The sequence below is a fragment of the Cohnella sp. genome, assembly GCF_041640265.1.
Taxonomy (GTDB): domain Bacteria; phylum Bacillota; class Bacilli; order Paenibacillales; family Paenibacillaceae; genus Cohnella.
Map to the genome: position 1 here is coordinate 1 of NZ_JBEQAP010000076.1, position 17,719 is coordinate 17,719.

Genomic DNA, 17,719 nt, shown 5'->3' on the forward strand with positions numbered 1-17,719 from the left:
ATGTTATCGGGTATATTAGTCATTGAGTAGGGCTCCTTCTTGGTGGTGTCGCAATCCCGAGAATACCCTACTTTTTTGTTACCTGAAAAGGCTCCAAATCTTGGTACACAAACAATTTTACGTCATCGTTTACGTTAAAACTGTCCACAATTAATCGACAGCCTCACGCTTAATAACTTCTATAAAAACTGTACCTTCTCCTTAAGAAACTGCATACATTCTAACTCCATTTATCATTACAATGAAAATGTCTAGATATGAAAGATTTTGAAACCAATCCTCAAAATGAATGCGCTTTCAAATAAATATTATAATTAAGGAGCAGATCGACATGCATTTATTAATTGCAGACGATGATGATTATACAAGAATCGGTTTGATGGAGTCCATTGACTGGAAGAAATATGGAATTAGCGATATTAAGCAGGCCAAAGACGGGGCAGAGGCGCTTCGGATCGCTTTATGGTTTCAACCAGATATTGTGCTAACCGATATCAGGATGCCGAAGCTTAGCGGAATTGAATTCGCGGAGCAGCTGGCAGAGAAGTGCGGGGAGTGCAAGCTGTTGTTTATGAGCGGATACTTGGATACCGCCTATTTGAAAAGCGCCATCAAGCTGGCCGCCGTTGATTATATTGAAAAGCCCATCAAGCTTCCGGAGTTGGAAGCAGCTATCCAGAGGTCCGTAGAGTTTATTGATGACAAACAGAAGAACCATGTTCTCAATGACCAGAGAATGGATTTACAGCGGCAGAAGCTTGCCGGAATGTTGAAGCAGAAAAACAATAATCTGGATGACCTTCTGCGTCTTTGCAACGAAACGGGTTTTCCAACAGATATGAACTATATTTGCTTGGTCGCTTGGCACAAGTCGGTCGCAGAATCTCAGGAGATGGAATTGGCGGCCCTTCAATCTTTTTGGAAAGCGAATAGCGTGCCAGCAGTTTGCGTAAGTCTGGAGGAAAATCATTATTTGTCTGTCCTGGCGTTAAAGAAACAAGAGACGAAACGCATCAAATCGTTAATCCAATCTTTTTTGCAGCAGAACGAAGATTTTTACATGGGTGCAGGGATTGAAGCGAACAGTTTTGCACTCGTCCCGGAAAGCTATCAATCCGCAATGACCGCTCGGGGACGTTCCTTTTATAACCCGAATATTCGTTTTTTTTATACCGAGGAAAAGAAGAACGTGCCGCAGGGCGTGAACACTGATCTGTACCCGGAATTTTTTAACTTGTTAAAAAATGAACCGAAAAAGCTGACAAGCTGGTTTGATACGGTTTGCGATGGCTTTTGCGAGATGGAGTATCCCCGTAAAGAGCGAGTAGGCGCTTTATTCACTTCCTTTGCGCAGGCGATGCTGCGCGAGAAAAGCACGGTACTCTCCAGAATAGACTCTTTGTACAGCTTGGGTGAATTGGAACGGTATATCCAGAATTGCGATTCTATTATCTCCATGAAGCAGTTGGTGTCTCAGATTCTTACCGCCTATTTGGAAGAGGTGGAGAGTTCCTCAAAGTATTCCCGGGTGGTCCGGGATGTGATGGATTATATTGCATCTCATTACTGCAAATTGGATCTGGATTTGCGGGAAATCGCCGATCACGTGCATTTGTCTGCCGCTCATCTCGGCACATTGTTCAAGCAGGAAACCGGGATTACGATTAAACAATACATTGCGGATTACCGACTGGATCTTGCCAAAAAACTGATTTCAAACGAACATTACAAAATTAATGCCATCTCCGAGCAATGCGGTTATGCAAGCGCGAGTTATTTCACTAAGGTTTTCAAAGAAGCAACCGAGGTAACACCTGTAGAATATAGAAAGATGATCATGAAATGAAAAAACCAACATGGTTTTTAAATCTATCCCTAAAAACGAAGCTGTTGATCATGTTTGCGTTAGTAGGACTGGTGCCGCTGGCCATCACCTTCTTGGAGTCATACGGGGAGATTCGCAATGCCTCGCTCCAAAGCCAGAATTATGCCGCTAATCAAAACTATGAACAGACGCACTCCATATTGTCCAGCAAAATGGCTCGCATCGAGAAAATGTCCTCTATGGTCATTGTGAATGAAGCACTTAGTGCCGCATTAATCGCCGATCCTGAAACAACGGATATAGGAGAACAAATCCTGAATTTTGACGAAGTTGTCTCCTATACGCAGGTTCTGGAAGCCAGCTCGGAAGTTGACAATATCGTGTATTATATCGATGACCGGTTTGTGGTGACAGGAGCGGACACTCGGTTCCGCATGCTTAGCAGGATCGAACCTCTGGAATGGGCACATAAACTTAATGCCAATGGCGGAGCCCCGACATGGCTGCTTTACGAAGATGATAGCTCTCCTCCGGCGAAGAGCTATTTAACACTGGGCAGGATCATGTGGAATATGGAAGATTACCAGGAACCTATAGGTACTGTGGTTATTAACCTGGATTTAAAGCAGATTAGCCAAAGCTTAACCAAGTCCGTCCCGGAACAATTCGTTTATCTGGCAACCGAGGAAGGCGAGATGATCGCAAGCAGCGATAATTCGCAGTTGGGAACTATGCGCTTGCCTCAAACGCTGGAAACCGGCAATCGTTTTTTGAAGGTCACGCAGGCAAACGACTCTTACCAGGTTCGCAGCAATCAAATCGGGCATACGGGCATTTATTTGGTTTCCGTCATCCCGCAAAGTGCGGCAGCGGCGGCTATGAATAAAGTGGGAACCCAAATCATTACCGTCTACCTTCTTGTGAGCGTGGCGCTGCTTCTCTTGATTTTCCCGATTACCAAATCCGTTACTCACCGCGTGATGCTGCTGACGAAAAAGATGGATCAGGTTCGGAAAGGATGGCTTCAGAGCCTTGATATAGCGCCACGCGATGATGAAGTAGGACGGCTTGTATCGAGTTATAACTATATGATCGACAACGTGCAGAATTTGCTGCAGGAGCAGTTCAAGCTCGGTCAGGAAAAAAAGGGAGCCGAGCTCAAAGCGCTTCAATCTCAAATTAATCCGCATTTTCTATACAACACGTTGGATATGCTGTTTTGGATGGCGCAAAAGGGAGAAAAGGAAAATATTCAGCAGGTCATTTACGCCCTGTCGGATTATTATAAGTTGATTTTGAACAAGGGAGAGGATCTCGTTACCGTTGGAGACGAAATTCGTTTGAGCAGCATCTATATCGATATTCAGCAGAAACGGTTTAAGGGAAGAATCCAATTCGAAATCGATGTAGAGAAAGAGGTAGAGGAATGCCTGATTCCGAAAATCACGCTTCAGCCTCTAGTAGAGAACGCCATTGTGCATGGCATCTCGGAGAATCCCGAAGGAAAAGGAACGATTATCATTAGGGGGACCATCCTCAATCAGCGTATGATCCTGTCTGTTGTGGATGATGGCATAGGTATGGAAGAGGAGAAAAGTGAGCGACCGGGTTATCATGGCAGCGGATACGGTGTAAACAATATTGAGAAGCGCCTTAACCTCTATTTTGGTGAACAAACCTGTATGCGTTTCGAAAGCGCACCGGGAGCAGGCACCTCTGTCATTATCGATGTCCCCGTTATTAAGAGTTTAGAGGCAAGCTGATGCTATTCATGATACGGCCATCTCTTCCTGAGTGTTATCGGGGAGAGATGGCCGTTTTCTCTCACCTCATCATCGAAAATTACAAGGAATCTAGCAAAAGTGTTATATTCGCTCCCACCCCCTGTTGCTAAAATATGAGATGAGGATGGTGATGACATGAGCACACAGGTAAACGCAGTAATTACACAAAAAGTAAAAGAAAGGAAATTATATTTCGCAGATTTTAGGGCGCACAAAACATATTACGTAATGCTGATTCCCATGATCGCCTTCTTTCTTCTGTTTTCGTATATTCCTATGTTCGGATTGTACTACGCCTTTATCGACTATGATTTTAGCTTAGAGCTTTTCAGTCCGTTTGTCGGATTTAAAAATTTTGAGTTTCTATTTAGGGGCGGCACGGATTCCATTATATGGGTATTAATACGGAATACCGTTCTGTATAATATTGCGTTCATAGTACTAAACAATATTTTTCAGATTTCGATTGCAGTACTCCTCAAGGAGCTCACGTTCAAAAGATTTGTAAAAATGTCTCAGACGATGATGTTTATGCCTTATTTCGTTTCGATGGTTATCGTGGCCTCGATTGTCTATAACTTGTTCAGCTATGATTACGGCGTTTTTAACAGCGCTTTCAAGTCACTGGGTTTTGAAAAGTTTGATTTTTATGCGACGCCTGCGGCTTGGCCGTTTATTATTGTCGCCATCGAGATATGGAAAGGCTTGGGTTATGGCAGCGTGATCTATTTGGCCGCCATCCACGGAATCGATGATAGCATTTATGAAGCCGCATATGTGGATGGCGCCTCCAAATGGCAGCGCATTCTTCATATTACCCTCCCCTTGCTGAAGCCGACCGTTATCATTTTGCTTCTCTTCTCCATCGGGGGGATCATGCGCGGACAATTCGATTTGTTCTGGAACATCATCGGCAACAACGGGCTGCTGATGAACGTCACGGATATCATCGATACGTATGTGTACCGCTCACTGACCGTTAACTTCAGCTTGGGTCTCGGCACGGCGGCAGGGTTGTTTCAATCGGTATTCGGTCTGATTTTGGTTGTGGCGGTTAACGCGATTGTCCGCAAAGTCGACCGGGAAAACTCGCTGTTCTAAAGCTGGCATTGATAACGAATAGATTCATTGCATAAGGAAGGGGATTGTCATGGCTGAGCTATCTGCGGGACATAAAGGAAATACGATCCGGTTGGACACAAGCGCCAAGGTTTTTAATGTCATCGCCGTTATCGTCGTATCATTTTTTGCAATCATGTGCGTGTTGCCGTTTATTCTGATGCTTTCGGGTTCCTTGAGCAGCGAATCCGCGGTTGCCGTTAACGGCTATTCGCTTCTGCCGCAAGAGTTTTCCTTCCGTGCTTATGAGGTTGTATTCTCAACGCTTGGCGGCACGATTGGAAATGCATATTTAGTCACGATATATGTCACATTGATAGGAACCTTGTTGGGGCTGCTGGTAAGCTCCATGAGCGGATATGTCCTTTCCCGTCCGGATTTCAAGCATCGGGATAAAGCGGCTTTCTTTATCTACTTCACGACTTTGTTTAGCGGAGGCTTGATCCCTTCTTACTTGGTCAACACTAATCTTCTTCACTTGAATCATTCCCTTTGGGCCATTATACTTCCCGGATTGATGAGCCCCTTCTTCATATTGCTATTCCGAAATTTCATCAAAGGCATTCCCCATTCGCTAGTGGAGTCCGCACGGATTGACGGAGCAGGGGAGTTCCGAGTATATTGGCAGATTATTCTCCCCCTGTTGAAGCCCGCATTGGCCACGATCGGCTTGTTTCTGGCGCTTGGCTATTGGAACAACTGGTTCGGCTACAGTCTCTACCTAACGACAGATAAGGATAAATGGGGCTTGCAATATTTGCTTTACCGGATGCTGGCACGGGTGACCGACGCGGTAAGGGATTCCCAGATTATCGTGGAGCAAATGCCGACCGAAACGATGAAGCTGGCCACGGCCATGCTCGCTACCGGCCCCGTATTATTGTTCTATCCGTTCGCTCAGCGTTACTTTGTCAGTGGGCTTGTCGTCGGCGGAGTAAAGGGTTAATTAAGCTGCACTATTGGATTTGCTAGGGGAGACATTACTACGATGTTTCCTCTATCTATCATAAATTAAAAAATGCATGGAGGGGATTGTTTTGAAAGCAGCAGGAAAAACGTCTAGGTCTATGAAAGCGTTTTTGTCAGTCTTAATGGTTGCAGTACTTATCTTGGCAGCCGCTTGTTCATCAAAGAACACATCTCAAGGTTCATCTTCCGAGGCATCTTCCAGTGCGCCGGCAAGTGCGGCCGCTTCGTCTGAGGCTCCTAAAGAAATTATCGAACTGAAAGCGGTTACGATGGGTACGGAGCCGCAGGCAGGAATGGAAGAGTTCTACAAACAGCTCGACGAACTCACCACAAAAGATCTGGGCGCCAAAGTCCGATTCGACTTTATTCCCTGGGGCGACGAGAAGAACCAGATCAGCCGTGCTATTGCGGCTAAAGAATACGATCTGTATGTCGGCGGCGCATGGTCGGATTTCAAGAATTTCGCGATCAAGAACGCTTTTGCGGATTTGAAGCCACTGCTGAGCCAGACCCCGAAATTGGGTGAACGATACGGCGACGTTCTGAACCGCATCGAGATTAACGGCAAGCTGTTCGGCATTCCGCAGATCAATAAGCCGGGCGGCGGCGGCGGGGACGGCTTCCTGTACCGCGAGGATTTGCGAAAGCAATGGGGGCTGCCGGAAATCAAGGATTTGAACACTTTGGAGCAATACTTGTACAAAGCGAAAGAGGAATTCCCAGATACGCCAATGGTCAACGACCCTCGTTTTGGCGATGTATTATGGAAATGGATGGTCGGCAAGAAGTATTTCATTCCGGCGCTAACACAAATGCAGGGTACTACTTTTACGGTAACAAGTTATGAAGAGCCTTATAAAGCCATCAGCATCTATGATACTCCCGAGTACAAGGAAGTCTTGGCCAAGGCGAAGAAGTGGTATGACGACGGCATTGTTGCCCACGATATCCTTGCGGCACAGGGCAATGAAACGGACAAAACGAAGGAGCTTATGAAAGCGGGCAAGAAGCCGCTCGAATTCAGCAACTGGTGGGGGCCTGTCGCCAACAACTACGTTCCGGAGATCAAGAAGGAGCATCCGGATTGGGAGTTCGGCTGGCTGGACGTCGGAGTCGATGTACATCCTAACACTTTGTTCTTGCCTTCGGTCTCGGTCGAAACCACATCCATGATTTCGGTTGGCGCACATAGCAAGTATGCGGAAACCGCGCTTAAATTGATCGAGAAGGTTCACAGCGACCGGACTTACTACGACCTGCTGGCTTACGGTGTCAAGGGGGTCCACTACAACCTGGACGGCGAGGCCGTGTCTGTTGAGGGCATTGACGGCAAAAATCGGAAGCCTTCCTGGACGGCATCGTATGACGGGTACATGGCGCGGCAAAGCAAATATCCGGGCGAGTTCCAGGCTATATTCGACAGTCTGGATAAAAGAGGAACTGAGGCTGCGCAGAAGAACGGCGTGAATCTGTTTGAAGGCTTTGTCTTCAATACATCCGAGCTTGCTGCTGAATTGTCCAGCTTGGAAACGCTCAGAACCCAATACGTGCAGCCGCTCGCGGCAGGCGTTGTAAAGAAAAGCATCGATGCCGATCTGGAAGCGGCAGTGAAGCAGCTCAAGGGTGCAGGTTTGGATAAGTATATGGAGCAATTGCAAATTCAGCTTGACGCGTTTGCGGCAACCAAGAAATAGTGATAAGTCGTAATGAAGCGAGAAAACGGGGCACGCGCCTATTAGCGCGGCCCCGTTTTATTATTATCAGGCTCCGATTCTCGCTTTTTCCGAATTCCGATACTGCACCGGCGTGATGCCCTCCGACTTCTTGAAAGCATTGTAGAAGTGGCTTTTCGTTTGGAATCCGGCCATTTCCGCGATTTCGGCGATCGTATGGCCGGTCGAGACGAGCAGCTTTTTCACCTTCTCGATCCGTTCCTGCAAAATGTAGTCGGCGAGCGTGATCTCGTACACTTCCTTGAACACGTGGCGGATATAGCTGGACGACAAACCAAGATGGTCGCTGATCGTATCGAGGCTGAGCACCGGGTCCTGCAGGTGATTCTGAATGAAATCGATAATCTCCTGCGCGATTTCGTCCTTCCGGCTGGCCGAAGGCTTCGCTTTCTGATCGTTCATGATGTTGGACAGCTTATCTTCCAGCCACGCCGATACTTCCGACAAAGAGGAGAATCGGTTCAGAAGTGTATCGGTACCTGCAGTTTCTTGCAATTCAATAACTTTGCTGAACGATTTAAACAGGGTGTACACAATCATTTTCAGCTGGAAATGCAAATCCTCCAGCGGAAGCGCCTTTAACCCATCCATCAGCTGGGACAGCTGAACCTTCATCCGTTCGTGATCGGATTGTTTGACGGCACGGATCAGCTCGTTAAGCAGATTATCGTCCGGCAGTGACCTTTGGGATTGGAACGACTCCTCTAAATCCGACTCCTCGAACACTTTCGCCTCGCCCGTCAAAAATTTGAGCAAGGTAAGATCGTACGTTTCATCATATGTTTTTCTCATATTATCGGGAGCCGCTATCTGTCCGCTTACGGCGACTGCCGTAGGGACGTTAAGCCATTTCGATAGCTGCTCCTGTACGGCCATAAGCATGGCCTCCGCGGAAGTATCGTCTCCTTCATCCAGGTTCGGGGCGAAAAGCATGACCATCCGGTCTCCGTCCATATCGACCGCTTCTGATTTGAAGCCTTGGTTCTTCGCCACCTCCGAGGCAATGTTGCCCATAGCATATTTGATCAGTTTCCTCGAACGATAGTTGTATTGCTCCGCGAAATTTTTGTATGATTCGATCCGGATAAGGGCCATTCGAATTTGTTCCATTGTCGGAAGTTCGCTTACTTCCGATAAGGGGGCACGAATATTTGCATCCGATCCTTGCAGGATCCATTGCCGCAAATATTCTTCTTTGGCAAGATCCTTGTAATTACGCAGGGATGTGTTCATTTGTTGGACGGAATCAAGCAAATAATGAAGGCCGTTTCGAATAATGTCATCTTCTTCTCTTGGGGCGGAACCCGGTTGCGGACCCAGCTTGCCCTGAAATTCACGGGCGAGCCTCCGGAAAGGGCTTAACGTCCGAATCCATCCCCATACAATAATGCCGAGCAGAACGGCGACCAACAAAATGCAGGCTAGCGTAATTTTTCGTTGGAAAGCTCCGATGTTATACGTCAATACTTTTGAATCCGTCGAGAAATAGAGAGTCCAACGATACAAATCCAGATCGGCTGCCGTGATCTGCCGGTCCGTTCCTCCGGAGGCGATATCGGCTTGACGAAAGTCCGCGGCGTCCTTCCACTCCCGTACTTGCTCCAATCCGGCGAAACCTTCGCGGTTTCCCAGCATCAGATTGTTATTTTGGTCTAGGAGTTGAATGGAAAAGTCCGACGCGTTGTCGTTCTGGAAGAGAAATTTCTCCAGTTGCCGGTTGTTGAACAGAAGGACCAAAAAGCTTCCTTTGGCGCCTGATTCCGGAATGATCCAAGTAATGTAAGTGGCCCCGTCGTGCTCATGCGAACCGAATGAAGCGTAATTGGGTGTTGAGCGGCCGAGCGATCGAAGCAAGTCTTGATCTTCGAATTCGGCAAGGCTGGAAGCTCCAACATCAGCATTCAGCGCGCGGCGGGCTCTGGTATTGATCAAATAAACATTGGAAATAAACGGCTGGAGAGATTGATATCTCCGTATCGTCGTGTAAGCGGAATAATCGTCGAGCACGTCGTTCTCGTCTGCGACCATCCATGTATTGATACTGTTATCCTGATAAATGCTTATGCCATAATTGCGCAGATGATCGAAGATGAATTGGGTGTTTTTATAAATGTGCGTCATTTTGGAATTGGCTACCGTTCGGACGTCGTTCATCGCTTCCTTGGTGTATTCCCTGGATAGGAGAAGCGAAAAGAGAAAAACGACGGCAACGGCCGTAAAGACGACAAGCAGCAGATGGCGGTTATGTTTAGAGTGATAGAAGGCTTTCATCCGCTACGTCCCCCTGGAGTTTTTATTTGTCTCTAACAACATTGTACCGAATCTTGCATTCCTGAGATAGTACTGAAAACGGCTTGAAGTCCTGTTTGCGGCTTTTTGAGGGTGGTTCTTGGAAAAAGCCCGTTTCAGTACCGGATCGGCGAAATGTTGACTTTACCCGCCGGCGGTTATGAGTCTACGATGGATTCAAGACGAACGAGTAAATGCTTAACGGCCGAACGAGTGAACGGCTGATCTGATTTAGGGTTAGGAGGACTTGCAACATGGGATTCTTTCGGGAAATCCGTAAAAACATCGATCTGTATCTTCTGGCCGTCCCCGGATTGTCGTTTCTGATCATCTTCGCCTATTTGCCGATGCAGGGGCATCTGCTTGCCTTCAAACAATATCGTTTGGCGGACGGAATATGGGGCAGCAAATGGATCGGTTGGAACAATTTCAAATTTTTCTTCGGCGGCCAAGATTGGTTCAAAGTGACGATCAACACGTTGTACTTGAACGGGCTTTTTCTTGTTGTCGGACTGGTCTTCTCCGCTATCATCGCGATTCTGCTAAACGAGATCCGCAAAGCGTTTTTCAAGAAGCTGGCGCAATCGCTCATCTTTCTTCCCTATTTTATCTCATGGCTTGTCGTCAGCCTGATGGCGTTCGCATTCCTAAACGTGGAGGACGGCTTGCTCAACAAATTTCTGACAAGTTTCGGTTCAGAGGCGGTCGGTTGGTATCAAACGCCTTGGGTATGGCCCATTATCCTGACCGTTATCTACGTTTGGAAATTCGCGGGATATTTTTCAGTTATTTTCCTAGCTGCTATGACGGGGATATCCAAAGAGTATTATGAAGCCGCCGAGATCGACGGCGCAACCCGAATCCAACAAATAACGCGCATCACGATTCCGCTTATCCGTCCGGTTATCATCATGCTCGCACTGCTGGGAATCGGACGTATTTTCTATGGAGACTTCGGGATGATCTACGGCATCATCGGCGATAACGGTGTCTTGTTCCCGACGACCGACGTCATCGACACGTATTCTTTCCGGGCGCTTCGTCAAATGGGCAATTTCAGCATGGCGGCTGCCGTCGTATTCTACCAATCGGTCATGGGGCTCGTCTGCATCGTCTTGTTTAATGGCCTTGTGCGCAAAATCGACAACGAAAGCAAACTGTTTTGACAGGGGGGCGCGGAAAATGAGAGAAAGAGGATTTAATCTGATCGTGTACGCGGTCGTCACGGTATTTACCCTGGCCTGCTTGCTTCCGTTCTGGCTCGTTCTGATCGATTCGTTAGCCACGGAGAGCAGCTTCGTCAAGAACGGCTATCAGCTTTGGCCAAGCGAGTTCAGCCTTGAAGCGTACCGATTCCTTCTGCAAGGGGACCAAATCGCGAACAGTTATATGGTGACCGTCGCGGTGACCGGACTCGGGACCTTGATTGCCGTCCTGATTACGGCCAGCTTCGCTTACGTGCTCGCAAACCGAAAGGTCAAATACCGTAACATTATAGCTTTCTTCACGTACTTTACGATGATTTTTGGCAGCGGATTGGTCGGTTTCTATATTCTGATTGTCAATTGGCTGGACCTGAAGGATTCACTGTGGGCGTTAATTCTGCCGTATGTGCTCAATCCGTTCTACGCATTTATCTTCGTATCGTTCTTCAGGCAGCTCCCGTTTGAACTGAACGAATCCGCCACCATAGACGGCGCGAGGGAGTTCCGGATTTTCTGGACGATCATTCTTCCGATCTCAACCCCTGTGATGGCCACGATCAGCTTGTTCTACGCGCTGCACTACTGGAACGACTGGTGGCTGTCTCTGCTGTTTATCGACGATCACAGGCTGCATCCGCTGCAAATCATGATCCGGCAGCTGATATCCAATATCAACGTATCTTCTTACGTTGCCGGAGCCAGCGGTTCCTACAACGTATCCGTACCGGCAAATGTCGTACAGCTCGCGACGGTTTGCTTGACCATCGGTCCGATCGTGCTCGTGTATCCCTTCGTCCAGCGTTATTTCGTACAAGGCTTGACGATAGGAGCTGTAAAAGGTTAACAAGTTTCCCGGCAACCCGTCGGGGAGATAAAATAAGAAGTACAAATAAAGGGAGGAAATACAAAAATGAAAAAGACGCTTTCCATCCTGCTCTCGCTATGCCTGCTGACGGTCATACTGGCCGCGTGCGGCCAGAACGACAACGGAAACAACGCAAGCAGCTCGCCTTCCGCAACCGGTTCCTCATCCCCGTCGGCTTCAGCAAGCGCAACACCTGAGAAGCTGGACCCGGTTACGCTGAAGATCATGATTCCGGGCGACCGTCCGAAAGACTTTGACGCCGTCGTTGCGGAAGCTGAGAAACGAATGTCCGATACGCTGAATGTAAAGCTCGACGTCGTCTTTATTCCGTGGGCCGATCTGGCGCAAAAAACGCAAGTGACGTTGTCATCCGGCGAAGATGTTGACCTCATCTTCGAAGCGCCTTGGCTGCATATGACCCAAATGATCGCCGCCGACTATTACGAGCCGCTCGACGATTTGCTGAAGCAATACGGCCCTAACATTATCAGCACCCGCTCGGAACAGATGATCAATGCCAACAAGTTTAACGGGAAGATCATGGCGGTTCCGCTCGGCAATTCCTTCTATCAGGGCCGCGTTTACTACGTACGCAAGGATATCCGCGAGGAACTCGGCGTACCGGAGATCAAATCGTATGAAGACCTGATTAAATTCGCTTATTTGGTTAAAGAAAAGAAACCGGACGTCACACCGCTCATAGCCAAGGACGCAGGGATGTCTTGGGCACAGTTCCGTAAAGTGTTCGACTACGAAACGACGATCAAAGATACTCAGCTCGGCACGGATGGAGTGCTATACCACAAAAACAACGACGGCAAAGTGTACAATATGTTCGACGAGAAAGATCCGACGTTCTGGAGCTGGATTACGGACGCGCGGAAGCTGTACACGGACAAATTGATGTACCAAGATGTTCTTTCCGTTAAGGATTACCGAGAGGTGTACAAAGCAGGGAAAATCGCCATCATGAACACGAATGATTTCGGGGTTCTGTCCGATATCCAATCGGCCGTCAAGCAAAGCGTCGGAGGGGAAGTCGAAGCGGTCACGTTCTTCAGCACTGAGAAAGGCGCGAACGTCACCGACTTCAAGGTGTGGAACTTCCTGGCTCTGACAAGCGTCAGCAAAAACAAAGAGCGCGCGATCCAATTTCTTGATTGGGCGAGCCAAAAAGAAAACTACGACCTGCTCGCTTATGGCATCCAAGGGCAAAACTGGGAGCCGGTCGGCGACGACAAATACAAAAAGCTGAACGACGGTTACCCTTGGTTCCCGTTCGCGTGGGTATGGAACCCGCAGAACGACCGCTTTGACGAAGCTCTTGGCGACGAGACGATTGCCCTGAACAAATTCACGGGTGTTGCCGACAACTTTACTCAGGATATCCTGACTGGCTTCACGTTTGACTCGGCACCGGTTGCCAACGAAATCGCGCAGTTCAATTCAATTCGTGACAAATATATGAACGCGTTGGGCAACGGTGTCGTCGATCCGGAAACGACGTTCGAGAAATACAAAGGCGAAGCTTCCGGAGTCGCCAAGAAAATCCAGGAAGAGATGCAAAAACAAATCAACGCATTCCTGGCAAAATAAAATACGAGCGACCAAATCGGAACTCCGCAGAGTCATCTGCGAACTCTGATAATTGAATTATTGCAGAGTTTGAAACAAGTAGTCAGGGGATGTCCACCCCTGACTACTTGCGTTTTTCTTTCGTAGTTCTTAAAAATCCGTACAAGACTCTAAAAAAACTTCATGCGGTCCTATGATAGTCTTAAGGTGATATCTATTGATGAAGATAAATAGAGCAATACAGGATGGGAGCCGATTTAATGACCATGATAACCGTTCAAAATCAATTGATCACGTACCCCGCTCCCGCGGAAGCGGCTGGAAACTCGGATTTCAAAGTACGGGTTCGAGTGGAAAGCGGCGAATGGCAACAATTGTTTTGTTATAACGTGAAGGTAGACATGCACAATGTCCGGAATGCCTCAATGGTGTATTTCGATTGCACCGGCCCGGTGGAAGTAGAGGTGTCATGTGCAGAAGCAGTAGAGGAGGCGATAATTCGCCCTTTGTCGTCAGGGCTGAAGTGCGCTGTCAGCGGCGGCCGGGTGACGTTCACGCTGGATAGACCGCGCAAATTGTCGCTTGAAATCAACGGCGACCGCTTCCACAATCTTCATCTTTTTGCAAATCCACTTGAAGAGAACGCCCCCGATCCCGCTGATCCGGGAGTTGTCGTCATTCAGCCGGGCATTCACCGGACGGAGGACCTGCTGCGGCTGTTGACAACTGCCAAGCTATCCGCAGAAGGTACATCGTTCATTCCCGATACGCTTTATTTCACCCCGGGGATGCACCATTTGGAGGAGGTTCTGCTCCAGATTCCTTCCGGAAAAACGGTTTACATCGCGGGCGGTGCGGTCGTAGCTGGTTCGATGGTATGCGAGCGCGTGCAGGATGTAACGATTCGAGGCAGAGGTCTGCTTTATTTGTCCGACTTCGGCCGGTTTTCGGCTTTTCGCGGCGTGCGAATCGTCTTTTCACAGAACATCTCGATCGAAGGCATCATTACAGTCGATCCCCCCCATTACACCGTTTATATCGGACAGTCGGAGCATATTACGATCCGTAACTTCAAAACGTTCAGCACCCTCGGCTGGTTGGACGGCATCGACATGATGTCCAGTTCAAATATTGAAATCGATGACGTGTTTCTGCGGACATCCGATGATTGTATTGCTATCTACGGGCACAGATGGGACTTCTATGGAGATGCGCGCAATGTGACGGTGCGAAACGCGATCCTATGGGCGGATGTGGCCCATCCCATGATGATTGGAGTCCATGGTGATTACGTGAGCAGCGTTGGAAATGTGATAGAGAACATCGTGTTCGAAAATATCGACGTCCTGGAACACCACGAACCGCAGCCCGATTATTGGGGATGCATGGCCATCAATGCGGGAGACAACAATACGGTCCGTAACATTCGGTACGAGAATATCCGGGTAGAGGCGTTTGAGCTCGGCGAGCTGTTCAACATCAGGGTCGTGCAAAATTCGAAATACAATCCGGAGCCGGGACGCCGGGTGGAACAAATCCATTTCAAGAATATTTCCTTCGATGGAAACTGTCCCAATCCGTCCCGCATTGAGGGGTTCGACGAGATGCGGGTTGTAGATGGGATCACCATCGAGAACGTTCGCGTGAACGGCAAACCGATACTAGTTCCTGAATCCGAGCATATCCAAATCGGTTCCTTTACGAAGGGCGTTATTTTCAAAAAGTAAGGTGAAATACTGTATATGTCTACGGGTTCTTAATAGACTCGGTGCTTTTTTCCTACCGCTGCGCATAAGCTTGAACCATGGATTCCCGAGGACGACCCTGCTTGAGGTCATGCGATGGGAGGTTAAGTCATGCGTAGAAAATGGGGCAAAGGTTTCGATTTCACATTGTTGCGAAACGGATCATTGCCGAAACCTCCCCCTCGCAAATGGGGCAAAGGCATCGTTACTTTCCGGAGCGGCGGGTCGTCGTTGAAGCCGCCCCCGCGCAAGTGGGGCCGTCGTAAATGGTTTCTCGCTCAGAAAGGTGCCGTCTATTCTCCAGTGAAGAAATTCTCAACACCGAAACCCCGGAGAAGGATGAAGCGCAAGCATTACTGGATCATCATGGCCTTGCTGTTTTTGTTCATCATCATACAAAGTATGCTTTTTCTGGATAAGGAGCTTAGAGGGCCGCTGATGTTCCTTGCCAAGATCAAGGTTAATCAGATGGCGACCGAAGCGATCAATACAGCGATTTCGGAAGAGATCGCCCAGAGCGCAGACTCGAATAATCTCATTCAATGGAAGACCAATGCCGATGGCAAGATAACCGGCTTCCTGATCGATTACAAGGAACAGATGGGTATCTCAGCAAGGACAACCGAAGTCGTTAATCGAGTGCTTCGTGAGCGAGATTCCGTCCCGGAGCGTATCCCGATCGGGCATGCTTTGAATAGTCCATTTCTATCTTCCATTGGTCCGTCAGTATCTGTAACATTCCATCCGGCAAGCGCTGTGAAGGTAGACGTCGAGACGAAACAAACCGAAGCGGGTATTAATAATCTGCTTGTCGAAGTGTACGTTCGGATTCGCACAGAAATTGCAGTTGTTATCCCCTTCGATCAGCAGCCGGAAATGCTGGAAACTAAAATACCGCTTTCCTATGTGCTAGTAGTCGGCGATGTGCCCACTTATTACTATGACAATAATGGCAATCCCGTTGGTAACGGTGCGGCTCAAGCACCATCTATTGCTCTGCCGAGCAAACCTGAACTCACTATTCCTGAAACAAAACCATAACCATGATTCTGACTCTCTGTGAATCGAATTAATATCATGTAGGGCTATAGCGGCAAAAATTGCCGCTATAGCTTCACACGTTGATAATACCCTGCCTTTTAGCGGCAAAGATTGCCGTTATGTCGGGGTTTCTTTGTTGTATCGAGTCAAAATCAGATCAATAGCGGCAAATCCTGCTGCTATCACTGTGAGGAAAGTCTTATTTGATGAGATAGCGGCAGGATTTGCCGCTAAGTGAAATAAAGATACTCTACGGAAGGGTAGGGTAGCCAATCGTCAACTGCATAGGGGCTTCTAATGGTCATGATATATTAGTATAACAGCGACATCGCACTCGCTTGTTTGTTGGCACTAGGACAGCGAAGCCGTTTTGCTTGAAAGGGGATATTCGGTATGTGGAACGGGGATGCGTTAATTGATAAATTGTACGAGCAGGCGCGTGAGCATAGGGAACGTATAGGAAGAGACGAAGCTCCTGGACAGAAAAAAAGCAGACTTAAGGATTCCCTTAAAGCATCTTTAGGGGAGTTTGAGCTTACGGCTGATACCTATAACCCTGATCTGCTTGAGCGAGTCGAATGTGACGGCTACATCAGGGAACGAGTGGAGCTGTCCGTGGTATCTGGGCTGACTTTCGGCGCTTATATCCTGATCCCGGCGAATGCTGCAGGAAAGCTTCCGGGCGTTATCGCTGTTCACGGCCACGGATATGGCAGCAGGCAAATATGCGGCATGCGGCCAGACGGAACAACCGATACCGGCGAACCGGATATTTATAACCATTTTGCAGTGCAGCTTGTCAAGAAAGGTTTCGTCGTAATCGCGCCGGATGTCATCGGCTTCGGTGAACGGAGGATGCAGGCCGATCTTGCGGTTGACCCGGATACGCCAAGCTCCTGTTACACCATGTCTACACATTTACTCATGCTAGGGAAAACGCTGACGGGCCTAAGAGTAGCCGAAATGCTTGGAACTCTCGACTACTTCGCTCAGCGACCAGAAGTAGATTCGACCAGAATCGGTATTGCAGGGTTTTCCGGCGGATCGCTTATCGCATATGTGGCTTCAGCTCTGGATGAGCGTATTCGAGCTTCGTTACTCATCGGTTTTCCCAATACATTTAAGGACAGTATCATGGCCGTTCATCATTGCGTATGTAATTATTCTCCGGGAATTCTTATGCAGGCAGAGCTCCCAGAATTAATGGGATTAATCGCTCCGCGTCCGCTATTCCTGGAATCAGGCGACAATGACCCCATCTTTCCAGCAGTTGGGTTCTCGAAGGCGGTTCAACAATTGCAACAAATTTATAAGCAAGAGGGTGTCGATCACCTTCTGAAGTATGATCTATTCCCCGGTGTGCACGAAATTAGCGGAAGGATCTCATTCGAATGGCTTAAATCGGTGCTGGCATAATTAAGATTAAAGGCTGCCTTAGGCAGTCAGATCGTCGAGAAACCCCCGTCTCTTGAGACGTAGGGGTTTCTCTTCATTTTTGGAGAGGGGATCATTAAAATCCGAGGGGGATATTACCCTAATTCCCTCCTTTCGAGTTGGAGGGCAATCTTC

Annotated in this window: 12 protein-coding genes; 11 read left to right on the plus strand and 1 reads right to left on the minus strand. The window is 48.2% G+C overall.

Going from position 1 to position 17,719, the window contains the following annotated elements; translation table 11 throughout:
• Positions 1-331 precede the first annotated feature (331 nt).
• The 5 genes from ACESLK_RS28305 (at position 332) to ACESLK_RS28325 (ending at position 7,391) form a co-directional block, all read left to right on the plus strand.
• On the plus strand, positions 332-1,846 hold the full coding sequence (locus ACESLK_RS28305; protein WP_373233168.1) for a response regulator transcription factor: 1,515 nt from the start codon (positions 332-334) through the stop codon (positions 1,844-1,846).
• The gene (locus tag ACESLK_RS28310; RefSeq protein WP_373233169.1) at positions 1,843-3,588 is read left to right on the plus strand and encodes a cache domain-containing sensor histidine kinase; all 1,746 of its coding nucleotides are present in this window, start codon (positions 1,843-1,845) and stop codon (positions 3,586-3,588) included. Before ACESLK_RS28305 ends, ACESLK_RS28310 begins: the two co-directional genes overlap by 4 nt.
• A 249-nt stretch (positions 3,589-3,837) precedes the next feature.
• On the plus strand, positions 3,838-4,710 hold the full coding sequence (locus ACESLK_RS28315) for an ABC transporter permease (protein WP_373233170.1): 873 nt from the start codon (positions 3,838-3,840) through the stop codon (positions 4,708-4,710).
• Between the two features lie 49 nt (positions 4,711-4,759).
• Positions 4,760-5,674 carry a carbohydrate ABC transporter permease gene (locus tag ACESLK_RS28320; protein ID WP_373233171.1) on the plus strand — a complete coding sequence of 305 codons (915 nt, stop codon included), beginning with the start codon at positions 4,760-4,762 and terminating at the stop codon, positions 5,672-5,674.
• Between the two features lie 91 nt (positions 5,675-5,765).
• Positions 5,766-7,391: a DUF3502 domain-containing protein gene (locus ACESLK_RS28325; RefSeq protein ID WP_373233172.1), complete on the plus strand. Its 1,626-nt coding sequence runs from the start codon at positions 5,766-5,768 to the stop codon at positions 7,389-7,391.
• Between the two features lie 66 nt (positions 7,392-7,457).
• Here ACESLK_RS28325 and ACESLK_RS28330 read toward each other — a convergent pair whose 3' ends face one another.
• Positions 7,458-9,701 carry a helix-turn-helix domain-containing protein gene (locus ACESLK_RS28330; protein WP_373233173.1) on the minus strand — a complete coding sequence of 748 codons (2,244 nt, stop codon included), beginning with the start codon at positions 9,699-9,701 and terminating at the stop codon, positions 7,458-7,460.
• A gap of 272 nt (positions 9,702-9,973) precedes the next feature.
• Between ACESLK_RS28330 and ACESLK_RS28335 the strand changes: the two genes are divergently transcribed.
• The 6 genes from ACESLK_RS28335 (at position 9,974) to ACESLK_RS28360 (ending at position 17,566) form a co-directional block, all read left to right on the plus strand.
• The gene (locus ACESLK_RS28335) at positions 9,974-10,885 is read left to right on the plus strand and encodes an ABC transporter permease (protein ID WP_373233174.1); all 912 of its coding nucleotides are present in this window, start codon (positions 9,974-9,976) and stop codon (positions 10,883-10,885) included.
• 16 nt (positions 10,886-10,901) lie between these two features.
• Positions 10,902-11,768, plus strand: a complete 867-nt coding sequence (locus ACESLK_RS28340; RefSeq protein WP_373233175.1) for a carbohydrate ABC transporter permease — start codon at positions 10,902-10,904, stop codon at positions 11,766-11,768.
• 66 nt (positions 11,769-11,834) lie between these two features.
• On the plus strand, positions 11,835-13,385 hold the full coding sequence (locus tag ACESLK_RS28345) for an extracellular solute-binding protein (protein ID WP_373233176.1): 1,551 nt from the start codon (positions 11,835-11,837) through the stop codon (positions 13,383-13,385).
• 239 nt (positions 13,386-13,624) lie between these two features.
• Entirely contained in the window at positions 13,625-15,091 is a 1,467-nt protein-coding gene (locus tag ACESLK_RS28350) for a glycosyl hydrolase family 28 protein (protein ID WP_373233177.1), read from the plus strand.
• A gap of 129 nt (positions 15,092-15,220) precedes the next feature.
• The gene (yunB, locus tag ACESLK_RS28355; RefSeq protein ID WP_373233178.1) at positions 15,221-16,150 is read left to right on the plus strand and encodes a sporulation protein YunB; all 930 of its coding nucleotides are present in this window, start codon (positions 15,221-15,223) and stop codon (positions 16,148-16,150) included.
• Between the two features lie 393 nt (positions 16,151-16,543).
• A complete protein-coding gene (locus ACESLK_RS28360) occupies positions 16,544-17,566 on the plus strand; it encodes a dienelactone hydrolase family protein (RefSeq protein ID WP_373233179.1) in 1,023 nt (340 codons plus the stop codon).
• The last annotated feature ends 153 nt before the right edge of the window (positions 17,567-17,719 follow it).

What these genes read in the sequence shown, in the direction of transcription:
- ACESLK_RS28345 (WP_373233176.1), top strand. Translation starts at nt 11,835, where the DNA reads ATGAAAAAGACGCTTTCCATCCTGCTCTCGCTATGCCTGCTGACGGTC.
- ACESLK_RS28330 (WP_373233173.1), bottom strand. Translation starts at nt 9,701, where the DNA reads ATGAAAGCCTTCTATCACTCTAAACATAACCGCCATCTGCTGCTTGTC.
- ACESLK_RS28335 (WP_373233174.1), top strand. Translation starts at nt 9,974, where the DNA reads ATGGGATTCTTTCGGGAAATCCGTAAAAACATCGATCTGTATCTTCTG.
- ACESLK_RS28315 (WP_373233170.1), top strand. Translation starts at nt 3,838, where the DNA reads ATGCTGATTCCCATGATCGCCTTCTTTCTTCTGTTTTCGTATATTCCT.
- ACESLK_RS28305 (WP_373233168.1), top strand. Translation starts at nt 332, where the DNA reads ATGCATTTATTAATTGCAGACGATGATGATTATACAAGAATCGGTTTG.
- ACESLK_RS28360 (WP_373233179.1), top strand. Translation starts at nt 16,544, where the DNA reads ATGTGGAACGGGGATGCGTTAATTGATAAATTGTACGAGCAGGCGCGT.
- ACESLK_RS28310 (WP_373233169.1), top strand. Translation starts at nt 1,843, where the DNA reads ATGAAAAAACCAACATGGTTTTTAAATCTATCCCTAAAAACGAAGCTG.
- ACESLK_RS28340 (WP_373233175.1), top strand. Translation starts at nt 10,902, where the DNA reads ATGAGAGAAAGAGGATTTAATCTGATCGTGTACGCGGTCGTCACGGTA.
- ACESLK_RS28320 (WP_373233171.1), top strand. Translation starts at nt 4,760, where the DNA reads ATGGCTGAGCTATCTGCGGGACATAAAGGAAATACGATCCGGTTGGAC.
- yunB (WP_373233178.1), top strand. Translation starts at nt 15,221, where the DNA reads ATGCGTAGAAAATGGGGCAAAGGTTTCGATTTCACATTGTTGCGAAAC.
- ACESLK_RS28350 (WP_373233177.1), top strand. Translation starts at nt 13,625, where the DNA reads ATGACCATGATAACCGTTCAAAATCAATTGATCACGTACCCCGCTCCC.